Source organism: Hankyongella ginsenosidimutans (genome assembly GCF_005144965.1).
GTDB lineage: Bacteria > Pseudomonadota > Alphaproteobacteria > Sphingomonadales > Sphingomonadaceae > Hankyongella > Hankyongella ginsenosidimutans.
In genome coordinates, this window is sequence record NZ_CP039704.1 from 931752 (window position 1) to 955973 (window position 24222).

The following is a 24222-nucleotide window of genomic DNA, read 5'->3' on the forward strand; positions in this document are numbered from 1 at the left end:
TTGTCGGATCATGTCAGCATAGGTGCACATTCACCTATCGCCGCCTCGATCCTCGATCGAGCCGAAGCACTCAGACGGCGCACTCCGAACATGCGGGCGATTTCCACGGGATCATCGCAACCCGTCGCGCGAAGCTCGGCCGAGGCGATGTCCTCTATTTGCCTGATATGATCCTCGCTGGCGGGGAAGCGCGCCGTCACGCCCATCGCTAGCGCCTTCACGCTGTTCCAGACAAAAGCCTCGCGACCGCCATCGGGCACCACATGGTGCTGCTGGCGGGCTAGGTGCATCACCCTGTTATGAATCCGGTTTCCCGAGCGCTGGAAGCCATGAGCTCTGGCGATCCGGTTGACCAGCAGGCTTTCCGCGATGGGACCTTCGCTTTCGACCACGCGAGCGACCAGCTTGCGCAAGATCGGATAGTAGCTGGCCTCATAGAAGTTGGCGGGGTCGATCAGGCTGGTCAGTTCGCCGAAGTCGGTGAACCTGTATATTCCGGGGTCCGAAGACGCCGTCGCCGGAAACGCCATAGGCAAGAGGTCATCGACGATCGCGCGCTTCGCGTAAACAACGGTTTCCCTGTCTTCGGCAACGAGCTCCTCGATATCCGCTTCCACGTTCGGGGAGGCCTGATCTTCGCTCGCCGCCGCCATTTCGGCGGCCTCGGCCCTAGCCTGGCGATCCTCTTCCAGTGCACTCACCAACGCAAGATGCAGCTGTTCGGCGGCCCGTTCGCGATTGAACCACCACTCGGTCGACCAGATGCGCAGCAGCTTCCAGCCCAATCCCTCCAGGATGGCGGCGCGCACCTTGTCGCGATCACGCGCGGTCGCGGCGCTATGGTACGCCGCGCCGTCGCACTCCACCCCGACCAGGAAATCGCCCGGCCAGTCGGGATGGACGATGCCAAGGTCGATACGGAACTTGGAAACCCCTACCTGCGGCACGACCTGCCAGCCCCGTCGCTGAAGTTCCTGGGCGACCGCCTCCTCGAATGGCGAGTCATAGCCGCCCTGTGACCCCGATCGGCCGATGCGATGGCATCCTTGCCGCGATGGGCGAATTCGATGAACGCCTTGAGATCGCGCACGCCGTCAGCGTTCGTGCGGGTGAGGTCGATCATTCCCGGATCGAACGAGGTGAACACCTGCATCTCGCGCCGCGCCCGCGTGACCGCCACGTTGAGGCGCCGCCAGCCGCCATTGGGATTCAGCTTGCCGAAATTCATCGACATCGTCTTGCCGCCAGGTTCGGTCGGACCAAAGCTCACGCCAAGCAGAATGATGTCGCGTTCATCGCCCTGGGCGGTCTCCAGATTGCGGACACAGACCGGTTCCAGCGTGGCTTCGGGGTTGAAGTGCCTCTCGATTGCCGGATACCTGCTTCGGGCCCTGTCGAGCAGGTCTTCCACCAGCTTCATCTGCTGGATGTTCATTGTGATGATGCCGAGGCTGAGCGGCCGGCCCTGTTCGTCGACAAAGGCCGGATCGCGCAGCAGGCGCACGGCCTCGTCGACGATCGCCTGGGCCTCGGCACCATTGGTGCGCTCCTTGCCCTTGGCGAAGACACCATCGACACGGCGCCACTTGACGGCGCTGGGCCGCGTATCGGGGGCGGGGAAGGTGACCAGCCGGTTCTGGTAATAGCGGACGTTCGAAAAGGTGATCAGGCTCTCGTGCCGGCTTCGATAGTGCCAGTCCAGGTTGATCTGCGGCACTCCGGCGCCGAGGCACTCGTCGAGGATGCTTTCCATGTCCTCCTCGGTGTCGTCGTCCTCGCTGGCCGCGTTGCCCTGCCGCTCGAAGTTGTTGCTGGGCGGCATCTGGCGGGGATCACCCGCGATGATCACCTGCTTTCCCGGGCCATGGCGCCGATGGCATCCCAGGGGTAATCTGGGACGCCTCGTCAAAGATGACGACGTCGAACAGGGCCTGATCGGGCGGAAGATACTGGGCAATCGAAAGTGGGCTCATCAACATGCACGGAGCAAGGCGCGTGAAGGCGTCTCCCATGTCGCTCGCCAACTGCCGGATCGGCTTGCTCGGCCGCTGGAGCTGGAGCTGGTGGCGAAGCACGCCGTAGCCACTGCTTTTGGCGACCCCGTCCTTGTCGGGGATCGAGCCGCAGATTTTCGCGCGAATGTACTGCGAAGCCAGCTCGCTCATCCGATCGTCGATCGCCCGGAAGCGCTCTATGCAGTCCGCATGCTCGCCCGGCATGAAATTGCGCAGCAGGGGTTCGGCGTCCATGCGATGGAACGCGAACCATCTCGCATAACCAGTCTCGAATTCGCGCACGGCTTCGGTCGCCGCGAAGTCGTCGTTTTCCAGCCCCTCGATCAGCGGCGACAAGTCCAGCCGGATCGCTTCCTCGACGACCCTTTGCCAGTTCGTCCAGTCCCGCAATCGGCGCTCATGCGAAACGATCGCGGACGCGCGGGCTCGAAGCTTGGCTAGACCGGCTTCGCCTCCCGCTCGGCTGAGGCGATCAAACGCGTCCACCGCCTCGGTCATCGCGGTGGTCGCGCGATCAAGGCGCTTGGCGGCACGGTCTATCGCGCCATCGGGTCCCAGAAGTTCGTTGGCATCCACCACGAGCCGGGCGACGGCACCGCGCAGGGCAATCAGATCCTCTGTCCCGTCTGCCTCGGCGGCAAGAGCATGTCGAAGCTGTTCGCCCCGCTGGGTCGCGGATTCGACATCCTCCCTTTCGTGGCCAATCCCCGCCATCCGGGTATCGAGGACGCCTGTCCGGCCAACGCCTCGATCCGCTCCAGCAGATCATGCATGGTCGTCAGCCGTGGCAGGTCGCTTTCCGGATCGACCTTGCCCGCCACGCCGCCCGCCTGGGCAAGGCTGCGGGCGACCTTGCGCTTTGCCAGAGCCGACAGGAACCAGAACCTGGTTCCCGCCTCGGTCCAAGCTTCCCGAAGCCCCGCAAGATCAAGGCGCCTCGCAATCTCGGGCGCGTAGCTGGCGCTCAGGGCCTGCTCCTCGGCGAGATAAGCCTCGACGAGATCGATCCCCTTTCGGGCCGCGTCCACCTTTTCCACCATATCCGGCGCGAAGGCGAAGCGCAGATCGTAGCCGTGCGCCGCGAGACAGGCGTTGGTCAGCACCGTCAGGCGTTTGCCATCCTTCCGGCTGTCGCCATCTGTCGGAAGCTGGGTGGCTTTCGCAAGCCCCGCCACCGCCTCCTCGAAATCGTCGAGGAAGGCTGGCAACGCCCGGGCGGATGCGACGATCTGTTCCTGCCAGCCGTTGGTCCAGTCGGCATACGTGACGTCATCCAGTTCAACCGGAAGATCGCTCACGGATTGATAGGCGATGCCGAGCCGCCGCGCGACATCGCGCATGGAGTCGATGTCCGCCCTGGAATGCTGGGTTGCGAGCGGGAATCCAAATCGGGGTGTGTAGGCCTTGCCGTCGCGAACGACACGGCCAATGGCCTGATGGATGGTGTAGCCGCACTCTTCCTCTCGGTGGAGCAGGGCGACGGTCTCGTTCAAACGGTCTCGTAGCGACTTCGCCTGATCCGCCCGCATTTCCCAGACGGCGGCTGCGAGCTCATCGCGCGTATCCCATGCGGTGCCCAGCTGTTTTAGGACCGCCGACTTGGTCGCCTTTGCTGAGTGCAGCTCGAGGCAGAACGGTGCGAGTCCCCTGTCGGTCAGGCGCCGGTGGACGACATCCAGCGCGGCCTTCTTTTCCGCGACGAAAAGCACCCGTCGACCCAGCGCCAGATTGTGCGCGATCATATTGGCGATCGTCTGCGACTTGCCGGTACCCGGCGGCCCATCGAGCACGAAATTTTGGCCCCGCGCCGAGGCTATCACGGCGCGAAGCTGGGAGCTGTCCGCCGGCAAGGGGTGAACAGCTCCGCCGGCGTGATTTCGCGGTCGAGATCCTCGACACGCGGCAGACCGCCCTGATCGAGGTTCACCGCGCCGTCGCGATCAATGAGATGGCGGACTAGCGGGCTTTCGCGAAGCAGCGCCTCGCGATCGACGAGGTCCTTCCACATGAGGTACTTGGCGAAGGAGAAGGTTCCCAGCGCCACGTCCTCGACGACCTCGAAGCCTGGCATTTCCTTGACGGCATAGCGCACGGAGCGCCAAATCCGGGTAACGTCGATGCCGGAGTGATCGCGCGGCAAATCGCCTTCCAGCTCGGGAATGGTCAGCTCGAAATCCTGCCGCAGCAACTCGAGCAGGGTGAGGTTGAACCTCGGTTCATCCTCGTGCTGGACCATGACCACGCCCGACAGGGCGCTCTTGCGTTCCAGCTTAACCGGCAACAGTATCAGCGGCTCGATAGACCTTGGTCTCCTTGTCGGACTTCTTCCATTTGAGGAAGCCGACCGCGAGGAACAGCGTGTTGGCGCCGCCCTCCTCGATATCGGAATTGGCCTTGCGGTAGAGATCGATCAGCTGACCATCCAGCTTGTCCTTCGGAAGGAGCGCCAGCACCTCGCCGCGGTCCAGCGCCTCCGATGCGACCTCACGCCGCAGGCTGGAGCTGTTCTGCTGATTGTAGAGTTCTTCGTCGCGGTCGCCGGTATCGAGATCCGGCATGGGACGGATGCGGACCTTCTTTCCTGAAGCGAGCAGGTCTTCCAGCCTGCCGCTGTCGGGGCAAAAGAGCCGAACGGCCTTGGCGGTATCCGACAGGTGCAGCAGCCGGTTCGCGGTCGTCAGGTTCAGCAGCTTGCGTTGCCATTGGCGCACCCGCCCGCCCGGCGTGACCACCTCCTCCACGACTTCGGCATCGAATGATGGCAGCGATGGCGCTTCCTCCACCGCCTCCGCCACAGACACGGCCGGTTCCGCTGGTCCCCTTGGCGCCAAGGCAACGCCCAGTGGCCGGATTTTCTGCATCCGGGCGCGGCGGATATCGACCGCCATCTCGAATTCGTCATCCAGTCTTTCGTTGAGCTTCCCGTGGCCCGCCGCGATCGCCTGCGAAAACTGGGTGGGTTTTCCTGAGTGACCAACGTCGTCTCGAAGACGATCAACTCGTCCAGATCGAACCGCCGCCGGATTGCCGCCGCTTCATCCATGATAAGCGAACTGAACTCGGTCGGCTGCAGCCACACGCCAACGATAGCATGGCCCTTGGTCAGGATCACCAGGGGATTGAGGCTCGCCTGCTCCAGGGCGGCGGCGAAGAGCAGGGTCGTGTCGAGGCAGGTGGCCATCCCGCCATCCAGAATCTGGGACGGTGTCCTGACCTTCTGTCCGCTGCGCTCGAAACTTGCTGGCGGCAAGGCGTAGGAGAGTCGAAGCCCCGCCACAGCCGACCATATCGCCGAGGCGAGCTGCCATACACGGGTCCGTTCACGGCTTTGGTATCCATCGATCGTGTCGGGCTTCCCGTTCGGCGCAGACAGTCCGAGGCGGCCTTGAGTACCTGGTCCACGGCCGGATCGTTCGGCATCACGAACGCCGGAATCAGGTCGGCCATGGTGCCCACGCCGCCCCACTCGTTATGAGCAAGAAGTTCCACCGGCTGGCAGACCGACGCAAGTTCCTGATCGGCGGAATCCAGCAGCGTCAGGATCGCGCATGCGGTCATCGCCTCGGTAAGTCCCGATAGCAGCGTCCCATTGAGATGAACGTCGCGGTCTAAAATGACGATTTCGTCCTGCGGCGAAATTCTGTCGATGCGCCAGGATTTTTCGGTCAGGAATGGTGGGTCCGCCCGTAGAATCAGGCGGCACCCTTCAATCGCCACGCCCCCGCCATTGCGGAGCGTGAGTTCCCGGACCACTGGTGCCGAATTCTGGTGCGAGGCAAAGCCGATTTTGCCCGAAACAGTAGCCTCGATTGAAAACGTCATGTCTTGCCCCATTGAATATCTTGCCGCTCGAGACAGGCAATGATTACGGGATAATTATTCATTCAGTAAACAGCTCTGGAATCTGGATGAGCCGAAAACATTTTTCTGCCCAAGAATGTTGGTGCTCATGCCTCGAAAATCTGCTGCTGTGCCCTAATCGCTATAAGGGTGGCAGGGACGGGCAAGATTGAGCAACCACACAGGCATTGAGGTGGTGCGCAAAACTGCGTCGAATGCTCGCAATGAGGGCGCTTTGCAGGCTGTCCGCATTACCGGCTCGATCGACGGCTTCCGGAAAAGAAAGACATTCGAGGCTGACAACCTGAGTGACCGTGTCTGGGGCGATTTCGGACAGGCGGATCTTCATAGCGCGGGTGCGAAATCGGACATCGCTGCGGCCGATCGCCGGATAACCTGCAACAGGCGATCTGCAGACTGCCAGGCTTTCTAGGGCCGTGTGGACGAATTTGTCTGAGTAGCGAATTCCCTATTCCCAAGCTGGATCGGCTCTGATTCATAGGGTGAACCGCCCTGGGATTGTCGGAGGCTCCAACTCCTGAGAAGGTGGAGCCCTTATGAGCAAGACAACGAACAAGTTTTCACCCGAGGTTCGTGCCCGTGCGGTGCGCATGGTGCTGGATCATGAAGTAGCCGTACCGCGTTTGCGTCGCCGCCAGATCCCGGATGCGCAGCATCAAGGCTGACTGACCGGGCAGGTGCGACACATAGCGAACCGACGACCGGTCGACGCCAAGCGCCAGGCAACTGCGCCGTTCGCTGACACCGTGGGTCGCCTGGACGTGCGCGACGAGCTCGCGCCACCGCCCAGGCGTCAGAGCTTTTGACAAAATGTCCTGCAGGATATGCTTGTCCAGCGACAGGTCAGCGACCAGCTGCTTGAGCTTGCGGTTCTCGTCCTCGAGTTGCTTCACCCGCCGCAGCTCGCCAATGCCAAGCCCGCCGTAGACCTTCTTCCACCGGTAAAACGTCTGCTCCGAAACGCCCATCCGGCGGATCACCTCCGCCACCGGCGTGCCAGTCTCCGCTTGCTTCAGCGCGAACGCAATCTGCTCCTCGGTATACCTCGACTTCTTCATCTTCAGCTCCTTCCTCATGATCCATCACAAGGCCAGAAAACTCTCACTCAAACCGGATGAAAAATAGGGAGGACGTCACCCGCGCGAAGTCGATACGGAGCTTTCGGGTTGCGCCAAGAAATTCGGATAGCCTCAGATTCCACTCGACTTGGGCTCTGTTCCACGCATTGCTGTCCGTGCGGCGCGATGCAGCAACGCACGCTCCGGGTCATGAGATTGCCGGGGCTAGAGGTCGTAGGGCCAGGCATGGTGCCTGGCATCCCCAAACCGGAGACCTCGAATGACCCAAAATATTGAACCCAACAGCGACGCAGCCGGAAGCGATACCATCGAACCTACGACACCAGTCCGTGCCGCCCAGACCAAATCTGCCATCGTCCAGAAACTGCTGTCCCGGAACAAGGGTGCAACGCTCGCCGAGATCATGGCGGCCACCTGCTGGCAACCGCACAGCACGAGGGCGTTTCTGACTGGCCTACGCAAGAAGGGCCGAGTTGCTGCGCGAGACGCGAAGCGGCGGCGAGACCAGTTGGCGGATGGAGCGCTGAGCATGGCCGCGCTTGCGGAGCAGATTGCCGGACTGGTGGAACTGCCGCCAGCCCGGCTGCGCGCCGAGTGGCGGCGGCTGCATCGTAGCCAGCCCATGCCCGAAGGTATGAGCAGTGATCTGCTGGCGCGGAGCATCGCTTGGGCGTTACAGGAGAAGGCGCTTGGCGGTCTGCCGCCTGCGCGTCGGCGCGAACTGGACCGGCTGGCCAGACAGCTTGCGGAAACGGGCGATCTGGACCTTGAACGCCAGCGCCAACTCAAAGCCGGCACACGGCTTGTGCGGCAATGGCACAGCAGGACCTATGTCGTGACCGTCCATGATCAGGGCTATGAGTTTGACGGGCGGCGCTATCCCTCGCTCACACCGATTGCCCGCGAGATCACCGGTGCGGCGTGGTCTGGTCCGCGCTTCTTTGGTCTTAGAGCCTGATCGGTTGAGGTTGAAGCATGTTGCTTCAACCGAGGGCGTGAATCAGGCTCTTATCAACAATTTAGACCATGATTCACGTTTCAGAGCAATTCCATCTGAAACGATCATGGTCTAGGCCCAAAGGACCAAGAACGATGACCCGCAAGACTGATCGCAGCACACTGCGCTGCGCCATCTATACGCGCAAATCAACCGAGGAAGGGCTGGAGCAGGCCTTCAACAGTCTTGATGCCCAGCGGGAGGCCTGTGCCGCCTATATCACGAGTCAGCGGCACGAAGGCTGGCGAATGGTTCCCGATCTCTATGACGATGGCGGCTATTCCGGCGGTAATATGGACCGGCCGGGCCTTGTCCAGTTGCTCGAGGACGTGCGCGCGGGTAAGGTCGATGTCATCGTCGTCTATAAGGTCGACCGGCTGACTCGCAGCTTGGCCGACTTCGCCAAGATCGTCGAGGTGCTCGACAAGCAGGGCGCCTCGTTCGTCAGCGTCACTCAGGCCTTCAATACCACCACCAGCATGGGGCCTCACCCTCAATGTCCTGCTCTCCTTCGCCCAGTTCGAGCGCGAGGTGACGGGCGAGCGCATCCGCGACAAGATCGCCGCCTCCAAGGCCCGGGGCATGTGGATGGGCGGGGTCGTGCCGCTGGGTTACAAGGTCGAGGATCGCAAGCTGGTCGTCGTGCCTGAAGATGCCGAACGGGTGCGGCGGATCTACTGGCGTTATCTCGAACTTGGCTCGGTACTCGCGCTGGAAACCGAGCTTGCCGAGCAGGGCCTGCGCAGCCGCGTGCGCATCGGCCGCACCGGCAAGGAATATGGCGGCAAGCCGTTTAGCCGGGGCGCGCTCTATCTGATGCTTCGCAACCGCATCTATCTGGGAGAGGTTTGTCATAAGGGTAAAGTGTACCCTGGCGAGCATGGGGCGATCATCGACGAGCCGCTATTCGCCCAGGTCGCGACGATGCTTGAACAGAATGGTATCGATCATGCCAATGCCGTTCACGCCGACCAGCCCAGCCTGCTCTGCGGTCTCGTCCGGGATAGCGAGGGCCGGCGCATGAAACCGGAACATGCAACCAAACGCGGCGGCATTCGCTACCGCTATTATGTTAGCAGCAAGGATAGCGGCGCCGGGACGAAAGGCGTGCGCGTTCCGGCAGGCGATCTGGAGGCCCTGGTTGTCGCGGCGCTCCGACGCGAAGGCCGCCTTCTGGAAACTCCGGATCGAACCTCAATTGCCAATATTCTCAGTCAGGTCATCATCCATCGCGAAAGGGTTGAGCTTCTTCTGAGCCACCATGGCGACGCAGCGCCAATGGTGATCCAGGCCTCCTGATCCGGCGCGGCAAGGAAACGCGGCTTGTGGAGCCCGCCAGCGATCTCGTCGCGCCACGGCCAGACCCCGCGCTCATCAAACTGATCGTGAATGCGCATCGGGTACGCACCGCGGTCTTCTCGGGGCAACATGGCACCGTCCGTCACGCCGCCGAGGCGCTCGGCTATCGGCAGGATTATTTCGCGGTCCTGCTGCGTCTCGGTTTTCTGGCGCGACATCGTCACCGCCATACTCGATGGCAGGCAGCCGCCCCAGCTTAACCGCCAACGTCTCGCGCGCGTCTCTGGGCTTCCAATCGACTGGCGGGCACAACGCGAACTGCTCGGATTCGCTTGAATTTTCGATAGCTGCTCCATCGGATGCGCAACTGTTGCGCATCGCATCTCCCGACCGCCAATTTGACGCTCACAGAAAATGCCGCGACCCAGCCCCTGAATCCCGCGCCAAATCAGTCTCCTGGACGGTGCTGCAGATGCTCTGCCTCGCGCAAACCCACGGAAAATCCGGCAGAACTTCCGACACGATGGATTCGATGTAACGTACTGTTTTAGAACGATAAAATAATGGTGCCCAGGGACGGAATCGAACCGCCGACACAGGGATTTTCAATCCCTTGCTCTACCGACTGAGCTACCTGGGCCAACCGTGCCGGAGCATGGCCCGGCATTGCAGAGCGGCGGCTATATCGCCCCTCTTGCAGCTTGTCCAGCCCAAGCATCGCCAAGTCAGGCCGAGGGGTCCTCAAGCGTATCCTGCGGCGGGCCGGGCACGCGATACCCTTCGTTCAGCCAGTTGCGCAAATCCCGATCCTGACACAGGCGCGAACAGAAGGGCGCATGCGCGGGCGCGGCCGGCTTGTCGCACAGCGGGCAATGCTCAGGAGACTCAGCAGTATTCGACATGAACATGCCCATAGCCGCTCATGGCCGACTCCGCCACGATGACAAGCGCAGCGCCCAGTCTTTGCGCGATCTCCGCCTGCAGCGCCTGCTGCACCTGGAGCCAGTGCGCGATGGCGGGCGGAGCGGTGATGGTGCGCACGCCGGCACCGATGCTGCGCTGCGCCTGCGCCAGCAGCTCCAGCGCCAGGGTGGCGGTATCCGCGCCGTGCCGCCCGACGCCGCAACGGACGTCGAGCGCGCTCGGGCGCGGCCTCGCCCGCACCAGCTGCATGAGGCCGTAGCCGTTGACGGCCGTATGCTCGCAGGGGCGTGGATCGTCGCGGACAGCGTCCAGCAGCACGTCCGTCACGGCCTGCCGGTCTGCCCGGCCGGTCATGGCGCGAAAGTCGATCAGCACGCTGCCGCCGACCTGATACAGCCGCAGCAGCCGCGCGATCTCCGCCGCCGCCGCCTGATTGGTCTTGCGTGCGTCGTCGCCGCCGTCGACATCGATCACCATTCCCCGCGCGTGCGCTCGAACGACAGGGCGAAGTCGCCGCAGGGGAATTCGCCGCAATCGGCCAGGTCCAGCGCGTCGTCGACGCCGTCCAGAGTCTGCCCCAGGCGAGGCCGGGGAAGCGCACCTCCAACGGCGGCCCGGGTGCAATCAGCCCGACGGAGCTTGCATGCCCCTCCACAAGCCGGGCGCGCGCCGGGCGCAACCGGCCGGGCTCGGGAATGGCAGCGCGCACGATTTCGGCCAGCACAAGCGTGCCTTCAGGGCAGGCGTGCGCCCGCTCCAGCGCTGTCGGTGCGCCGCCCCACTCCAGCATCGCCGCGACGCCGTCACGCCGCACCCGTCCGGCCAGTACCACCCCGGCTCCGGCCCGGCATCCGCACGCAGCAGGTGAATTTCCAGCAGACGACCATCGACGCCGTAGCCGCCGATGCGCACCTCCCCGGCCGGCGTTCGCCACGCCAGATCATGGCAGGCCGCTGGCCGTCAGCAGTTGGCGCACCTCATGGAGCGGCAGGCCGACGACCCCGCTGTACGAGCCGGAGAGGAAGCTGACGAAGGCGGCGGCACGGCCCTGAATGGCGTAACCGCCGGCCTTGCCGAGACCTTCCCCGCAGGCAACATAGGCCGCACGCTCGGCGTCACTCAGGCGTTTGAACTGCACGACCGTCGCGCTCAAGCGCTCGCGCAGGCGACCGCCGGCATCGACGACCGCGACCGCCGTATGCACCGTGTGCCGCCGGCCGGACAGCAACCGCAGGCACTGGTCCACCAGCTCCGGAGTCGTGGCGGCAGGCAGAATGCGTCGACCACAGGCGACCGTCGTGTCCGCGGCCAGCAGCACCGAAGGCTGCGGCGCGCGCGCGGCTACCGCCTGCGCCTTCTCCCGTGCCATGCGCGTCACGTAGGCGCGCGGCAGCTCGCCGGAACGCGGTGTTTCGTCGATCTCGGGCGCAAGCAGAAGATCCGGCGTCACGCCCAGTTGCGCCAGCAGGTCGCGCCGACGCGGGGACGACGACGCCAGGACAAAACCGTCATCGATCCGGCTATTTGAAGCGGTAGGTGACGCGACCCTTGGTCAGATCGTAGGGCGTAAGTTCCACCAGGACCTCATCGCCCACCAGCACGCGGATGCGGTTCTTGCGCATCTTGCCGGCGGTGTGGCCGAGGATTTCGTGATCGTTTTCCAGCTTCACCCGGAACATGGCGTTCGGCAACAGTTCCAGCACCCTGCCGCGCATCTCGATCAGTTCTTCCTTCGCCATTCGGACCCTTTTTGCGTCATGCAGAAGCCCAGCCAGAAACCGGCTGCGCAAGCGATGTGCGGTCATGGCGCAAGACTGCAGGAAATGCAAGCAGCTCCAGCATCCGTGCTCTTTCGGCATGGACGCTGGCGGCCCCGCACACTAGGTAACTCACCCGACATCACCCGGACCGCTGCCATGACCAATGTTCACACGCCCGCCGAGCTGGTGCTCGCCGTGCCCAAGGGGCGCATCCTCAGGAGGCGCTGCCGCTGCTCAATGCCGTCGGGATCGTGCCGGAAGCCGCCTTCCACGACGACGCCTCGCGCGCGCTGCGCTTTGCAACCAACGTCCCCGGCCTCAGCATCATCCGTGTGCGCGCGTTCGATGTCGCAACCTTCGTCGCCTTCGGCGCGGCGCACTTCGGCCTTGCGGGCAACGACGTGCTGATGGAGTTCGACTTCCCGGAGATCTACACACCCGTCGACCTCGGAATCGGCCAGTGCCGCATCTCGGTGGCCGAACCGGCAGAACTGAGCGCCAACGACGATCCGGCGACCTGGAGCCACGTACGCATCGCCACGAAATATCCGCACGTGACCCGGCGCTACTTCGAAGCGCGGGGCGTGCAGGCGGAATGCATCAAGCTAAACGGCGCCATGGAGCTCGCGCCCCAGCTCGGCTTGTGCCAGCGCATTGTCGATCTGGTGTCGAGCGGGCGCACACTCAAAGAAAACGGCCTGATCGAAGTGGCGACCATCGCCCAGGTCAGCACGCGCCTGATCGTCAACCGCACCGCCTTCAAGACCCGCCCGGCGACACTGGCACCCTGGGTGAACGCATTCCGCAGCCTCGTCAGCCCGGAGGCCGAACGTGCCGCGCTGGCTTGAGACGACCGACCCGGATTTTGCACAGTCTTTGCGGCAATTGTGCAGGATCGCCGCGAGACGCCGGACGATGTTGCAGACGTTGTGCGCAGCATTCTGGCCGATGTGCGAGCGCGCGGGGACGACGCCGTATTCGATTATACCGCGCGCTTCGATCGCATCGCGCTGTTGCCGGAGACCGTTCGGGTCAGCGATGCGGAGATTGCCGCCGCCGTCGATGCCTGCCCTGCTGACACGCGGGATGCGCTCGCCCTGGCGGCGGCGCGCATTCGTGCGTTCCACAGCCAGCTGCGCCCTGGCGACCACGAGACGACCGACGACCTCGGGGTGCGCGCAGGCGTGCGCTGGACGCCGATTGAGGCGGTCGGCCTTTATGTGCCGGGCGGGCGCGCCGCCTATCCGTCCTCGGTGCTGATGAACGCCATCCCTGCCATCGTCGCCGGCGTCTCCCGGCTGGCGATGACCGTGCCCGCCCCCGACGGCGTGCTCAACCCGCTGGTCCTGGCAGCGGCGCAGTTGGCGGGAGTCCAGGAAATCTACCGGATCGGCGGCGCCAGGCGATTGCGGCACTGGCGTTCGGCACCCGCACCATCCCGGCGGTCGACAAGATCGTCGGCCCCGGCAACGCCTATGTCGCGGAAGCCAAGCGCCAGGTGTTCGGCGTGGTCGGCATCGACATGGTGGCCGGCCCTCGGAAATTCTGGTGCTTGCCGATGCGCGCAACGACCCGGCGCACATCGCAGCCGACCTGCTGTCGCAGGCCGAGCATGACCCGGTCGCACAGGCAATCCTTGTGACCGACGACGCTGGCTTCGGTCATGCGGTCATGGCGAAGGTCAAGGCTCACCTGGCGCGCTGGCCGGACGACAGCAGCGCGCGCCAAAGCTGGGAGCGTTATGGCGTCGTGATCGTAGTCAGGAACCTTGCCGAGGCGGTTCCGCTGATCGATGCGCTGGCGGCCGAGCATCTGGAACTCGCCATTGCAGAGCCTGAGGAATTGCGCCTGCAGATTCGCCACGCCGGCTCCATCTTCCTCGGGCGGCATACGCCGGAGGCTATCGGCGACTATCTCGGTGGCCCGAACCATGTGCTGCCGACCGGCCGCCGGGCGCGGTTCGCCTCCGGCCTCTCGGTGAGCGATTTCATGAAGCGCACCACCTACCTGGAATGCCCGCCCGCGGCACTGGCAACGCTGGGGCCGGCAACCGTGACGCTGGCGCAAGCCGAAGGCCTGCCTGCGCATGCGCTCTCGGTTAGCTTGCGGCGGAACAGCGTGCTTCCGGATTAGAACGTGATGACTTTAGGTGGAATCGTCATTGCGAGGAGCCGCAGGCGACGTGGCAATCCAGAGTTCTTTGTTTTGCACTATGGATCGCCATCCCGGCTTTCGCCGGGACAGGCCCAGCTTTGCTGCCTCGCGATGACGTGTGGTTCAACCTAAAGTCATCATACTTTAGACCATCATCGGCGCAAAAGCTTCAACCGTAGCCAATCTGGCTCTCACTCTTTGTGTAGACCCTGCTTGTCCGTTTTGATTGCCTCGCAAAAGTGATTCAATCAAAACGGGAAGGGTCTAAGGACCAGAAACGGTGGGGCCTGTAGCTCAAGGGTAGAGCTGGCCGCTCATAACGGCTTGGTTGCGGGTTCGAATCCTGCCGGGCCCACCAGCCTCGCGCCGCTGCCCGCCAACGCTACAGCAGCTCGATCGCCAGCGCTGTTGCCTCGCCGCCGCCGATGCACAGGCTGGCGACGCCGCGCTTCAAGCCACGCGCTTTCAGCGCCGCGATCAGCGTGGCCGTGATGCGCGCGCCGCTGGCGCCGATCGGGTGGCCGAGCGCGGTCGCACCGCCGTTGACGTTGAGCTTTTCGTGCGGGATGTCGAGGTCGCGCATGGCGATCATGGCGACGGCGGCGAACGCCTCGTTGACTTCGAACAGATCGACGGCGTCCAGCGCCCAGCCAGCGCGCGCCAGCACCTTGCGGATGGCGTCGACCGGCGCGGTGGTGAACTGGGCCGGGGCATGCGCGTGCGCGGCGGTCGCCACGATGCGGGCGACCTGCGGCAGGCCCAGCCGCTCGGCGGCGTCCGCGCGTGCCAGCACCAGGGCCGCTGCACCATCGGAAATCGAGGCGGACGAGGCAGCGGTGATGTTGCCGTCCCGGGCGAAGGCCGGCTTCAGGGTCGGGATCTTCTCCGGCTTGGCCTTGCCGGGCTGCTCGTCGGTGTCGACCAGGGTCTCGCCGCCGCGACCGCTGACAGTCACCGGGGCGATCTCGTCCCGGAATGCGCCGCTGTCGATCGCCGCATTCGCCCGGCGCAGACTTTCGATGGCGTAGGCGTCCATCTCGGCGCGGGTGAACTGATAGGCGCGCGCGGTTTCCTCGGCGAATGCGCCCATCGGCTTGCCGCGCTCGTAGGCGTCTTCCAGGCCGTCCATCATCATGGTGTCGATGACGGTGTCGTGGCCGATGCGTGCGCCGGAGCGGTGCTTGGGCAGAGCGAAGGGCGCGTTGGTCATGCTCTCCATGCCGCCGGCGACGATCACATCCGCGGTCCCGGACGCCAGCGCTTCGAACGCCATGATCGCGGCCTGCATGCCGGAGCCGCACATCTTGTTGACCGTGGTCGCCTCGACCGACTGCGGCAGCCCTGCGCCGAGCGCCGCCTGCCGGGCGGGCGCCTGAGGCCGGTGGGCAGCACGCAGCCCATGTAAATGCGGTCGATATCGGAACCCTGCACCTGCGCGCGTGCGACTGCCGCCTTGACCGCCGCCGCGCCAAGATCGACCGCCGAGGCCGGGGTCAGCACACCCTGGAAGCCGCCCATCGGCGTGCGTGCGTATGAAGAAATGACGATATCCATGGCCGGCCTCCGCAAGATGATTTTGCGGGCCTACATAGGCGACGCCGGGCCGGGCGTCCACCGCATCGGGTCGACCAGCGCAGCGGCCGGTCGCGGCACCGGCGACGGCGCGCCAAGCGCAAGCGCGGCCACATGTTCGGCAAGCAGCGGCGCGAACAGGAAGCCGCGCCCGCCAAGACCGGTCAACGCATACAGCCCTGGTGCCAGCAGTCCGGCGATCGGCTGGCGATCCGGCGTGCTGGCGCGCACGCCGGCCTGGCCCGTGAGCGGCACGTCATCAAGGCGCGCGGCGAGGCCGGGCAGAACGGCGGCAAGCGTCGCCCGGTTGCGCGCATGGTCGTTCGCCCGTTCGTCGCTGCCGGTATCGCCCCGGTCGTGGGTCGCGCCGAACAGCACGCCATCGCGCGCCGGCACGACATAGCCGCCCCATGCGGCAGCCGGGACCGGGCGGCGCGCGCAGCAAAGCTCACCTGCCCGCGCATCGGCTCCAGCGGCAGCGGCCACAGCGCCTTGGCGGCAAAGCCGCCGGCCACGCAGACGATCGCGAACACCTCCGCCCCCGCCGCCGTCACGACCCGCCAGCCGTGCTCACCCTGCTCAAGGCGTTCGACAGGCGCTTCCTCAACATTCTCGGGAAGCCAGGCCGCACGCAGCACCGCCGGATCGACCGTCAAGGCCGATGGGACAGCAAAGCCGCCCACCGCCACCGGTTCGCCCAGCTGTGCCGACGCGGCGGCGGGCGACAGGCGCGCAAGCGCGTCCGCCCCAGCACATGGTCGCGGGCGATGCGGTCGAAACGCGCGCTGTCCTTCGGCGTGCGCTCCAGCCGCACCAGCCCACGCGCGAGAATGGCCTGCGGGGCGGTCGCAGCGATCAGGTCGACGCTGCGCCGGAATGCCTGCGCGCACAACTGCGCCTCCGGGCCGTCACCGGCGATCAGCCTTGGCGAGATCAGCGCGGCCGGATTGCCAGACGCCATCGGCCCGGCGCTGAAGACCGTGGCAGGCACGCCCAGCGCGGCAAACGCCCGCGCCAGCGCCGCCCCGGCGATCCCCGCGCCGACAATCGCGACGCGCGGCATCGCGGGTTCAATACGGTCGCCCGGCCAATGCGCTTCAAGCCGCGCCCGTTTGCGTCCGAACCCGGGTTGCCGTGCGACGGCGAAGCCCTGCGCCGCCAGGCCGCTGCGCACCGCGCCTGCAACCGTGTAGGTCGCGAGCCGCGCGCCGGGCGCGCAGTGCGCGGCGACCTGCGCCAGCACCGGCTCCCGCCACATCTCCGGGTTGCGTGCCGGGGCGAAACCGTCAAGGAACCAGGCGTCGGCCTTGCCTTGCCAGGCGTCCAGCGCCGCCTCGACCTCAAGGATCGCAAGATCGAGCGTCGCCCCAAGCGCTGGCCAGTCGATGCGATGGAAGCCGGGCGTTGCCCCGGCCAGCGCTCCAGGATCGGCTGCGACAGCGCTGCAAACTGGGGCCATTCCGCAAGCGCACGGGCAAGATCGGCCCGGGCCAACGGGTATCCTTCGACAGAAAACACATGAAGGTGACCGGACGCCGGTCTGGTGCGCTGCCAGAGGTCGAGCAGCGCCAGCACATTCAGCCCGGTGCCGAACCCCAGTTCCGCGACCGTGAACTGCTGGCGCGCCTGCCAGCGCTCCGGCAGGCCGCAGCCGGCCAGGAACACCGCCTGCGTCTCGGCAAGCCCCCGTCGCGGGAGAAATAGATGTCGTCGAAGCGGCGCGAACGCAGGATGCCGTCACGCCAGTCGGCGTCCGTCTCGCTCACGCCGGCTGGGTGCGGCGGAAGGTGGCGATCAGAACGCCTGGACCGCTGTCTTCCATGAACCCCTGCGCGCCTGTACCCGGTATAGGACGTCTCCCTGTCCGCAAACGTACACGAACTGTCCGCTTTCGGACAACCCGAGGGTGTAGAAATTAGCCATCCTGTATTTTTATTACAATTTTTCAATCCTTTATCGCACAAGAGCCCGATCTGTTGAGGCAGCAAGCACGGTTGCTTCAACCGATGGCGTGAATCAGGTTCTTTTCAACGAATGAGACCAGGCGTTGGCGCTGCGATACGAGTGAGCGGCAGGCAAGTGCAGGCGTCGCGGTTCAGGCTGCGGCGCCTGCACATATTGGTTCAGGAAATCCTGGTGCGCCGGCATCGTCTCCACGATGTCGGCGATGGCGCGCCGCATGTTCCCAAGCGCCTGCGCCAGCCGTTCCGGCCCCATGATGCGCGCCATGTGATGATAAGCCTGCGGCTCCAGCCGCTGGCCAAGCATCACCTGCAGCCAGGAACTGACGCGAAACAGGTCGTCGCCCGCCTGGTAGGCGAGTGCCGCCTCCCGGAACAGGGCGATCCGCTCCTGCAGGCTTTCCGGCGGCGGCGTCTCCCGGCAGGCGCGCCAGAACGGGTCCGGTCGCTCGTTCAGGTGATAGTGCAGCACGATGAAGTCCCGTACCCGCTCCAGTTCATTGCGCGCCTGTTCGTTGTAGCGCTGGACGATGGAGGGCTGGATACCGGCGAACGGAAACACCTGCATCAGGCGGCTGAGGCCGATCATGGTCAGGTGGATGGTCGTCGACTCCAGCGGTTCGACGAAGCCGCTTGCAAAGCTCAAGGCAATGCAGTTGCGTTCCCAGACGCGGTCGCGCCGCCCGGTCTGGAAGCGGATCAACCGCGGTTCGATCAGGGTCTCGCCTTCCACCGCCGCGAGCAGGCGCTCCCGTGCCGCATCGTCGGACAGATGCCGGCTGCTGTAGACCAGACCGTTGCCATCCCGGTGCTGCAACGGAATGCGCCAGCGCCAGCCGGCATCGTGCGCGATGGCGCGGGTGTAGGGCGGTGCCGGGGCCGTCGTCGCGGTCTGGACGGCAAGCGCCCGGTCGGCCGGCAGCCAGTGCGTCCAGTCTTCGTAGCCGACGCCGAGGGTCTGCGCGATCAGCAGGCTGCGAAAGCCCGTGCAGTCGAGAAACAGGTCGCCCGCGACCCGCGCGCCGTTGTCCAGCCGCAGCGCTGCGATATCGCCGGTCTGGCCGTCGCGCTCGACATCGACGATCCGCCCCTCGACCCGGCGCAGGCCGTCCGCCTCCGCGCGGCGGCGCAGATATCTGGCATAGCGCCCGGCGTCGAGGTGAAAGGCGTAGCTGATCTCGCCTTCGCTCGGGATGGCAAAACACCCCTTCTCAGCCGCTGCATGCTCAAGGCAGTAGTCGCCGATAGGATCGGCAATACCCTGCGCACGCGCCTCCAGCCAGAAATGCTGGAAGTCGCCCATCCAGGTCGAGCGGCCGACCTCGCCGAACGAGTGGATGTAGCGGTCACCCTCGCGTGCCCAGTTCTCGAAAGAGATGCCCAGCTTGAAGGTCGCCAAGGTCTCGCGCATGAACTCGCGCTCGTCGAGACCCAGGATCGCATGGAACGCCCGGATGGTCGGGATCGTCGCCTCGCCGACGCCGACCGTGCCGATCTCCTCGGACTCGACCAGCGTCAGATCCAGCATCTGCCCGAGCTGCCGGCTGAGCGCTGCCGCTGCAAGCCAGCCTGCGGTACCGCCGCCGGCGATGACAACCCGTCTGATCCGCTGTTCCGCCATGGGTCACCTGTTCAATCGGTTGAGAAGCCTGGCGCGCAGGCGGCGCGCCCGCTGGTCGTCCAGTGGCGCCAGATCGCCGCGCGCATGTATTGGCAGATGCTCGGCCGGGCGCTCCGGCGGGCCGAAGACATAGTAGTCGAACAGGGCGCGCCAGCCGCGCTTCGGGCTCGGAGCGGTCGCGCAGGGACAGCAGGCCATGCAGCAGGGTGTTCATGGGTGTGTCCATGAATGATGAAGCCGGAGTCCACCAATAGTTGATCATCGCATTGAAGGGGCCAGCGCCTCGACGTTGTGCCACCAGAGCGCAGGATAGAACAGCACGTCGCCCGGCTCGAGCTCCGCCACTTGGGCTTGCTCCAGAGCCTGCGCGAAGCGGGGTAGCGTGCGAGATCCGGCGCGCGCAGGTCCACCATGCTGACCACTTGCCCGCCCGGGGTCGGCTCGAGGGGCCGGGATAGAGATTGGCGATCTGCTCCGGCGGAAACAGGGTGAACCGGCGGCGGCCGACGGCACACGCCGCCAGATTGTACGACATGTCAAAATGGGTCGCCGCAACAGTCTGCGTGCCGATCCAGATGCTGGCCAGCAGGGTGGGGCCGAACGCGGCATCCGCCACCCCGATGGCGTTCGCCTGGCGCAGGCCGGGGAAAAATGATCAAGGTCGGTCGATCCGATATAGAAGGACGGCGCGCCCGTCGCACCCAGGTGACCAGCCATGCGCGCCAGATACGCCTTCAGGCCGATGCGCTCGGCCTGGTAGTTCAACGCGCTGATGTCGTCGTTGTAGAAGAAGCGCCCGCCGATCTCGGGCGGCCCGGTGTAGCCGACGATCGGCTGCCCGGAGTCGTAGCGCTCAAGGTACGCCATGGCGGAGGCAGCGCCCTCCCGGCCGGCGGCGACCAGAGGCCAATCCTTGACCGCACCGCGCATGACGACCGGCTGGTCGTCCGCGATCAGGCGCGCCAGCGAAAGCTCCTGCGCTGCCTCGACACTCTGGACGCGGCGCAGATCATTCATGGGACGGTGGATGCCAGCCGGCGCGACTTGCGCTCAACCAGCGCAGCAATGTTCGGCATGGAGGCCAGCACCAGGAAGGCCGCGCCCAGGAACCCGGCGCGGTTCAGCCGCTCCAAAGCTGCACCGGGCAAGCCGGCGAGCCGTGACTCGCTGATCGTGTAGACATCGCCGAGCAGGTAACTGCGCTCGGACCCGACCTTGAGTTCGAGCTGGATCGGCTCGATCAGGCCCTCCGCCTCGAAAGCGGCGAACATCTGCGGCATCACCTCGACACCCTGGTGCAACGCCTTCAGCGTGCGCGAAACCATATCGAGGAACGGCGTATTTCCGCCTTGCGGCAGGAACAGCGGTTCGCCGTCGCCGACACGCGGATCGTCGAGATCGATCAGCACCATCGGTTCGCGGGTGCCGCCTACATCCTGGAAGCCGATCAGAAACGGCCCGCGACGCTGGACCGCCGGGATATAGCGCGCCTGCCAGCCATCCGGCCCAAGAAACAGGTTTTCGTCCCGATCCAGCCCGAGCAGCGCCACCGCCTGCAGGCTACCCTGGGCATCCTTGCGGAACAGGATGGGATATTCGCGGGATACATCCGCAAATTCCGTCGGAAACACGGGGACCTGATTGAGCGCATCGCCATGCTCGGGGCCATGGCGCATCGCGACACGCAGGTCCGCGTGTTCGACGTTGTTGAGGAGAACATTCCGGGCCATCGCGGCGTTATATCCGGAAAGCGAAGCGAGGGGCAAAGCCGTAGCGGCTCGCCCCTCGCCAGCCCCATGGCCTCAGAACTTGTAGCGTACGCCGAGCAGGTAACGCGGGTCCTGCTCCTGCGCCAGCCACAGGTTGGTGGTATCTCGGCCGAACGTCCGCTGGGTTTCCTGCGTCAGGTTGATGGCCTCGAACGACACCGCGAGATTGTCGGTGATGTCATAACTGACGTTCAGATCGAGCTGGCCGTACTCGTCGACATAGACAGGGTTGCGGAAGCCGCCGCGATTAGTGTTCGTGAGGAAGCCATCGCGCCAGTTGTAGGTGACTCGTGCCGACACGCCGTACTTCTCGTAGATCAGCGAGACGTTGGCGGTGTCGCTGAGGCCGACCAGCGCGAACTGGTCGGTGCCGGGATCAGCGCCGTTGTTGAAGCCGATATCGCCGCGCACAAGCGTGTAGGCTGCGGAGATCCCGAAGCCGGTCTTGCCGAAGAAGTAAGAGCCGGCGAACTCAAAACCGTAGATATTGGCGCTACGGTTGTTGATGGGACTCTGCAGGCCGAACTGGAACAGCGGATCGTTGGCATCCGGCACCACGTCGACCTGTGCGAGCACCTGATCCACGAAGGTTTGGCTGAGCGCACCGTTGCTGAAGTTCGCCTGGAACAGCTGGGTTGCCGCAGCGACGGAACCGAGCTGCTGGATCAACGCCGTCATTGTGAACAGGTTCACATCGCTCGGGCCGGCACCAATGCTGGAGAGCGCAGTCGCCGCAGCACCCGAGCGCGAACCGGGCGCACCGGAACTCGGGTCGCGCAGACCGAACAGGGACTCGCTGGTCTGGCCGATGCCGACGAAGTTGCGCACGCGCTTGTCGAACCAGCCGACTGACAGGTAGCTCGACGGGGCGAAGTACCACTCGACCGAGACGTCGATGTTGTCCGACTCAAGGGCAGCAGATTGGCGTTGCCGCGCGAGGCGCTGGCGATCCCGCCGAATGCGGTCGGGCGTGGCGGCGAGCCGACTGACGTGGCCGAGAACAGGTTGCCATAATCGGACCGCGCAATGGTCTTGCTGTAGGAGGCGCGGACAACAAGGTCATCCCGTGCCTCGATCTGGAAGTCGATGGATGGCAGCAGGTTTTCGTAACCACCCTTGAACGAAATCTGCTCCTGGCCGTTGCCGACACGGACGCTGAAATCGTTGTCCGAGACCCAGTCGATCGAGGTCGGGATTGCCTGAACCGTCGACGATGTGGTGTCGGTCTTCTCATAGCGAAGACCGGTGACCAGCGCTGCGTCGCGCGATGCGATCTGGCCCTTCCAAGTCAACTGACCATAGACCGACCAGATCTTTTCCGTGACGGTGTTGTCGTCCTGCGCCGTCGTGCCGATGGTGTTGCCGCGTGCCAGATAGACCGGCGACAGTGCATTGAAGAGATCTACCGCATTGCCGCGGAACGCCACGTCGAGCGCTTCGCTGCGGCCCGGACTGAATTGCTGGAATTTGCAGACCAGGCAGTATTCCTCGAGCACGCCCGGCGCGCTCTGTGCGACGTCGCCGGGGCGGGTGATGCCCCAGTCGCCCAGCGTCTGCTGCAATTGGGTGCGGCGCTGGCGCATCTCGACATTGCGGTATTCGGTACCGGCGTCGAAGCGGCTGCCGTCGTCGTCCAGTTCCCAGCCCAGCTCGCCACGGATTTCATAGACGCGCTGACGCTGACTGGAGGTGTTCTGGCGCGCGACCTGCGTGCCAAGGTCCTCGATGTCGACCACGCCGTTGCCATTGCCGCGCAGAGCATCGTTGATGGTGATGTCCTGTACCGGGAAGCCGTTGCTGTAGTCCACTGACTGCGCCGCGACGATCGGCGCGCCGATGGTGACCAGGGTCGAGGTCGCGCCGTTCGGATTATCCGGCAGGCTCTCCGCCACTGAATGGTGACCGTCGAGGGTGAACTTCAGCCGGTCGGTAATATCCCAAGCGACATTGGCACCAAAGGATTTCAGGCGATCCTTGGTGGCGCGGTACTGCTGCTCGAAGCCTTCATCCTTCACGCCGTTGATGTTCTCCTGCAGAAACATGGCGGTACTGACCGGTTCGTTCCCATCGAAACGCACCTGCGCGAACGGGCGGTTGAACCAGTTGGTCTGTTCGGAGCGCTGCTCGGAAATGCGGTTCTGCGCGTAGAGCGCATCCGCCGTGAAACGCAGGCCATCGACCGGTTCGAACTGCACAACCAGTTGGCCGTTGATCCGCTGGCGCTCGCCTTCCGAGAAGAAATAACGGCTGTCGTTCGGGAACGACACCAGCTGATCGGCGGCCGGCGGGTTCTCGATCTGCGTGTTGGCGTTGACCCGCCCGTTCGCGGGATCGAGGAAGCTCGCGCCGCGCTCGATGTTCCAATCGTTGGAGACCGCGCCGCGGCTGGAGAATTTGCGCTTCTGATAGGCACCGAATACAGCGATGCCGAACCGCTGGTCATCATCCGCCCAGCTGGCAAAGCCGGAAAACTCTGGCGTCACTGTGAAGCCGTCGCGCGTGCCATCATACAAGCCCTTGGCGCTGATCGCACCTTCGAAGTCCTTGGTGTCGAGCGGCTTGCGGGTCACGATGTTGATCGCGGCACCGATGCCACCGGTCGGGACCGCCGCGCGGCCCGTCTTGTAGACTTCCAGCCGGCTGACCGACTCGGACGCGAGGTTCGAGAAATCGAAGGAGCGGCTGGTGCCGGTTGCGAAGTCGCCGTTATCCGTGCCGACGACCGTCACGTTGGCGGTCGGCAACTGGCGGCCGTTCAGGGTGACGAGGTTGAAGCCGGGGCCGAAGCCGCGCACCGTGACTTCAGCACCTTCGCCGTTCTGCCGGTCGATCGACACGCCAGTGATCCGCTGCAGCGATTCAGCAAGGTTGGTGTCCGGGAACTTGCCGATGTCTTCAGCGGAAATCGCATCCACCACGCCGGCGGAATTCCGCTTGATGTCGATCGCGCGATCCAATGAAGCGCGCACACCTGAGACGACGATCTGATCGAGTTCAGGGTTGCCGTCCTGCGGTGCGTCCTGCGCTTGGGACAGTCTGGGCACAAGGATACATGCCGCGACCGCACAGAGCGACGCAGAAAGCACAAGCGTATTCTTCGGATTTTTCATTGTCCAACCCCAAGGCTAACCGCCGGTTTGCGCGCCCGCTCCGGCTGGTGATTTTACAAAGATAGCGCTATCATTCCGCTGAATTCGTGTCAAATGGATG

The 24222-nt window shown here is 64.7% G+C and carries 22 protein-coding genes, 2 tRNA genes and 7 pseudogenes; 7 read left to right on the top strand and 24 right to left on the bottom strand.

All coding sequences use genetic code 11. The features are described 5' to 3' along the window. Window positions 1–8 precede the first annotated feature (8 nt). The 7 genes and pseudogenes from E6W36_RS18110 to E6W36_RS05360 form a co-directional block, all read right to left on the bottom strand. Window positions 9–947 carry a DUF3320 domain-containing protein gene (locus E6W36_RS18110; protein ID WP_246048165.1) on the bottom strand — a complete coding sequence of 313 codons (939 nt, stop codon included), beginning with the start codon at window positions 945–947 and terminating at the stop codon, window positions 9–11. Further along, window positions 935–1849: a DEAD/DEAH box helicase gene (locus E6W36_RS18115; RefSeq protein ID WP_246048166.1), complete on the bottom strand. Its 915-nt coding sequence runs from the start codon at window positions 1847–1849 to the stop codon at window positions 935–937. Before E6W36_RS18115 ends, E6W36_RS18110 begins: the two co-directional genes overlap by 13 nt. Then, entirely contained in the window at window positions 1833–2513 is a 681-nt protein-coding gene (locus tag E6W36_RS18120) for a hypothetical protein (RefSeq protein WP_246048167.1), read from the bottom strand. Before E6W36_RS18120 ends, E6W36_RS18115 begins: the two co-directional genes overlap by 17 nt. A gap of 110 nt (window positions 2514–2623) precedes the next feature. Beyond that, entirely contained in the window at window positions 2624–3865 is a 1242-nt protein-coding gene (locus E6W36_RS18125; RefSeq protein WP_246048168.1) for an AAA domain-containing protein, read from the bottom strand. After that, a pseudogene (locus E6W36_RS18130) lies at window positions 3832–4903 on the bottom strand (DUF4011 domain-containing protein). The gene E6W36_RS18125 and the pseudogene E6W36_RS18130 overlap by 34 nt, the downstream one beginning before the upstream one ends. 220 nt (window positions 4904–5123) lie before the next feature. Continuing rightward, window positions 5124–5837 carry a hypothetical protein gene (locus E6W36_RS18135; protein ID WP_246048169.1) on the bottom strand — a complete coding sequence of 238 codons (714 nt, stop codon included), beginning with the start codon at window positions 5835–5837 and terminating at the stop codon, window positions 5124–5126. Between the two features lie 614 nt (window positions 5838–6451). Further along, window positions 6452–6934: pseudogene (locus E6W36_RS05360) on the bottom strand (transposase); the annotation flags it as partial. Window positions 6935–7214: 280 nt separating this feature from the next. On the opposite strand from E6W36_RS05360, the gene E6W36_RS05365 reads away from it, so the two are divergent. The 4 genes from E6W36_RS05365 (at window position 7215) to E6W36_RS05375 (ending at window position 9511) form a co-directional block, all read left to right on the top strand. Further along, window positions 7215–7913 carry a DUF2924 domain-containing protein gene (locus tag E6W36_RS05365; RefSeq protein ID WP_222873973.1) on the top strand — a complete coding sequence of 233 codons (699 nt, stop codon included), beginning with the start codon at window positions 7215–7217 and terminating at the stop codon, window positions 7911–7913. A gap of 134 nt (window positions 7914–8047) precedes the next feature. Continuing rightward, window positions 8048–8602 carry a recombinase family protein gene (locus E6W36_RS18140; protein ID WP_246048170.1) on the top strand — a complete coding sequence of 185 codons (555 nt, stop codon included), beginning with the start codon at window positions 8048–8050 and terminating at the stop codon, window positions 8600–8602. Continuing rightward, window positions 8484–9251 carry a recombinase family protein gene (locus E6W36_RS18145; protein WP_246048171.1) on the top strand — a complete coding sequence of 256 codons (768 nt, stop codon included), beginning with the start codon at window positions 8484–8486 and terminating at the stop codon, window positions 9249–9251. The genes E6W36_RS18140 and E6W36_RS18145 overlap by 119 nt, the downstream gene beginning before the upstream one ends. 26 nt (window positions 9252–9277) lie before the next feature. Next, window positions 9278–9511 carry a hypothetical protein gene (locus tag E6W36_RS05375; protein ID WP_246048172.1) on the top strand — a complete coding sequence of 78 codons (234 nt, stop codon included), beginning with the start codon at window positions 9278–9280 and terminating at the stop codon, window positions 9509–9511. A 304-nt stretch (window positions 9512–9815) separates the two neighbouring features. On the opposite strand, the gene E6W36_RS05380 is transcribed toward E6W36_RS05375, so the two are convergent. From E6W36_RS05380 to infA, 6 genes are all read right to left on the bottom strand, one after another. Further along, a tRNA-Phe gene (locus E6W36_RS05380) sits at window positions 9816–9891 on the bottom strand. A gap of 85 nt (window positions 9892–9976) precedes the next feature. Next, window positions 9977–10165 carry a DNA gyrase inhibitor YacG gene (locus E6W36_RS05385; protein WP_425459691.1) on the bottom strand — a complete coding sequence of 63 codons (189 nt, stop codon included), beginning with the start codon at window positions 10163–10165 and terminating at the stop codon, window positions 9977–9979. Then, a complete protein-coding gene (locus tag E6W36_RS05390; RefSeq protein WP_222873974.1) occupies window positions 10137–10652 on the bottom strand; it encodes a ribonuclease E/G in 516 nt (171 codons plus the stop codon). Before E6W36_RS05390 ends, E6W36_RS05385 begins: the two co-directional genes overlap by 29 nt. 147 nt (window positions 10653–10799) lie before the next feature. Then, window positions 10800–11087, bottom strand: coding sequence for a hypothetical protein (locus E6W36_RS05395; RefSeq protein WP_222873975.1), 288 nt, complete (start codon window positions 11085–11087; stop codon window positions 10800–10802). Between the two features lie 28 nt (window positions 11088–11115). After that, window positions 11116–11691 (bottom strand): Maf family protein, encoded by a 576-nt coding sequence (locus tag E6W36_RS05400; protein ID WP_222874405.1) that lies wholly within the window; start codon window positions 11689–11691, stop codon window positions 11116–11118. Between the two features lie 4 nt (window positions 11692–11695). After that, a complete protein-coding gene (gene infA / locus E6W36_RS05405; protein WP_222873976.1) occupies window positions 11696–11914 on the bottom strand; it encodes a translation initiation factor IF-1 in 219 nt (72 codons plus the stop codon). A 177-nt stretch (window positions 11915–12091) separates the two neighbouring features. On the opposite strand from infA, the pseudogene hisG reads away from it, so the two are divergent. From hisG to E6W36_RS05420, 3 genes and pseudogenes are all read left to right on the top strand, one after another. Further along, a pseudogene (gene hisG, locus E6W36_RS05410) lies at window positions 12092–12783 on the top strand (ATP phosphoribosyltransferase). A gap of 36 nt (window positions 12784–12819) precedes the next feature. Next, a pseudogene (gene hisD, locus E6W36_RS05415) lies at window positions 12820–14068 on the top strand (histidinol dehydrogenase). A gap of 304 nt (window positions 14069–14372) precedes the next feature. Then, a tRNA-Ile gene (locus E6W36_RS05420) sits at window positions 14373–14447 on the top strand. Between the two features lie 24 nt (window positions 14448–14471). Here the strand turns inward: E6W36_RS05420 and E6W36_RS05425 are convergent. The 11 genes and pseudogenes from E6W36_RS05425 to E6W36_RS05460 all read right to left on the bottom strand — a co-directional run. Continuing rightward, a pseudogene (locus E6W36_RS05425) lies at window positions 14472–15643 on the bottom strand (acetyl-CoA C-acyltransferase). Window positions 15644–15673: 30 nt separating this feature from the next. Continuing rightward, complete coding sequence (locus E6W36_RS05430; RefSeq protein WP_222873977.1) at window positions 15674–16147, bottom strand: FAD-dependent oxidoreductase; 474 nt, start codon at window positions 16145–16147, stop codon at window positions 15674–15676. Window positions 16148–16313: 166 nt separating this feature from the next. Then, a complete protein-coding gene (locus E6W36_RS05435) occupies window positions 16314–17120 on the bottom strand; it encodes a tRNA (5-methylaminomethyl-2-thiouridine)(34)-methyltransferase MnmD (RefSeq protein WP_222873978.1) in 807 nt (268 codons plus the stop codon). A gap of 118 nt (window positions 17121–17238) precedes the next feature. Then, entirely contained in the window at window positions 17239–17427 is a 189-nt protein-coding gene (locus E6W36_RS05440; protein ID WP_222873979.1) for a hypothetical protein, read from the bottom strand. Between the two features lie 250 nt (window positions 17428–17677). Further along, a complete protein-coding gene (locus tag E6W36_RS05445; RefSeq protein ID WP_222873980.1) occupies window positions 17678–19243 on the bottom strand; it encodes a tryptophan halogenase family protein in 1566 nt (521 codons plus the stop codon). A 3-nt stretch (window positions 19244–19246) separates the two neighbouring features. Further along, a complete protein-coding gene (locus E6W36_RS20405) occupies window positions 19247–19441 on the bottom strand; it encodes a hypothetical protein (protein WP_281277461.1) in 195 nt (64 codons plus the stop codon). A gap of 60 nt (window positions 19442–19501) precedes the next feature. Further along, window positions 19502–19756 (bottom strand): cupin-like domain-containing protein, encoded by a 255-nt coding sequence (locus tag E6W36_RS21815; RefSeq protein WP_342776846.1) that lies wholly within the window; start codon window positions 19754–19756, stop codon window positions 19502–19504. Further along, window positions 19716–20260 (bottom strand): annotated as a pseudogene (locus E6W36_RS21825) (cupin-like domain-containing protein); the annotation flags it as partial. The gene E6W36_RS21815 and the pseudogene E6W36_RS21825, both read right to left, overlap by 41 nt. Then, the gene (locus E6W36_RS05455) at window positions 20257–20973 is read right to left on the bottom strand and encodes a SapC family protein (RefSeq protein ID WP_222873981.1); all 717 of its coding nucleotides are present in this window, start codon (window positions 20971–20973) and stop codon (window positions 20257–20259) included. The gene E6W36_RS05455 and the pseudogene E6W36_RS21825, both read right to left, overlap by 4 nt. Before the next feature lie 72 nt (window positions 20974–21045). Further along, window positions 21046–21972, bottom strand: a complete 927-nt coding sequence (locus E6W36_RS21830; protein WP_342776847.1) for a TonB-dependent receptor domain-containing protein — start codon at window positions 21970–21972, stop codon at window positions 21046–21048. An 8-nt stretch (window positions 21973–21980) separates the two neighbouring features. After that, a pseudogene (locus E6W36_RS05460) lies at window positions 21981–24122 on the bottom strand (TonB-dependent receptor); the annotation flags it as partial. Between the last annotated feature and the right edge of the window lie 100 nt (window positions 24123–24222).

What these genes read in the sequence shown, in the direction of transcription:
- E6W36_RS18120 (WP_246048167.1), bottom strand. Translation starts at nt 2,513, where the DNA reads ATGACCGAGGCGGTGGACGCGTTTGATCGCCTCAGCCGAGCGGGAGGC.
- E6W36_RS18135 (WP_246048169.1), bottom strand. Translation starts at nt 5,837, where the DNA reads ATGACGTTTTCAATCGAGGCTACTGTTTCGGGCAAAATCGGCTTTGCC.
- E6W36_RS05365 (WP_222873973.1), top strand. Translation starts at nt 7,215, where the DNA reads ATGACCCAAAATATTGAACCCAACAGCGACGCAGCCGGAAGCGATACC.
- E6W36_RS18140 (WP_246048170.1), top strand. Translation starts at nt 8,048, where the DNA reads ATGACCCGCAAGACTGATCGCAGCACACTGCGCTGCGCCATCTATACG.
- E6W36_RS05385 (WP_425459691.1), bottom strand. Translation starts at nt 10,165, where the DNA reads ATGGGCATGTTCATGTCGAATACTGCTGAGTCTCCTGAGCATTGCCCG.
- E6W36_RS05390 (WP_222873974.1), bottom strand. Translation starts at nt 10,652, where the DNA reads ATGGTGATCGATGTCGACGGCGGCGACGACGCACGCAAGACCAATCAG.
- infA (WP_222873976.1), bottom strand. Translation starts at nt 11,914, where the DNA reads ATGGCGAAGGAAGAACTGATCGAGATGCGCGGCAGGGTGCTGGAACTG.
- E6W36_RS05435 (WP_222873978.1), bottom strand. Translation starts at nt 17,120, where the DNA reads ATGGCCCCAGTTTGCAGCGCTGTCGCAGCCGATCCTGGAGCGCTGGCC.
- E6W36_RS05445 (WP_222873980.1), bottom strand. Translation starts at nt 19,243, where the DNA reads ATGGCGGAACAGCGGATCAGACGGGTTGTCATCGCCGGCGGCGGTACC.
- E6W36_RS20405 (WP_281277461.1), bottom strand. Translation starts at nt 19,441, where the DNA reads ATGGCCTGCTGTCCCTGCGCGACCGCTCCGAGCCCGAAGCGCGGCTGG.
- E6W36_RS05455 (WP_222873981.1), bottom strand. Translation starts at nt 20,973, where the DNA reads ATGGCCCGGAATGTTCTCCTCAACAACGTCGAACACGCGGACCTGCGT.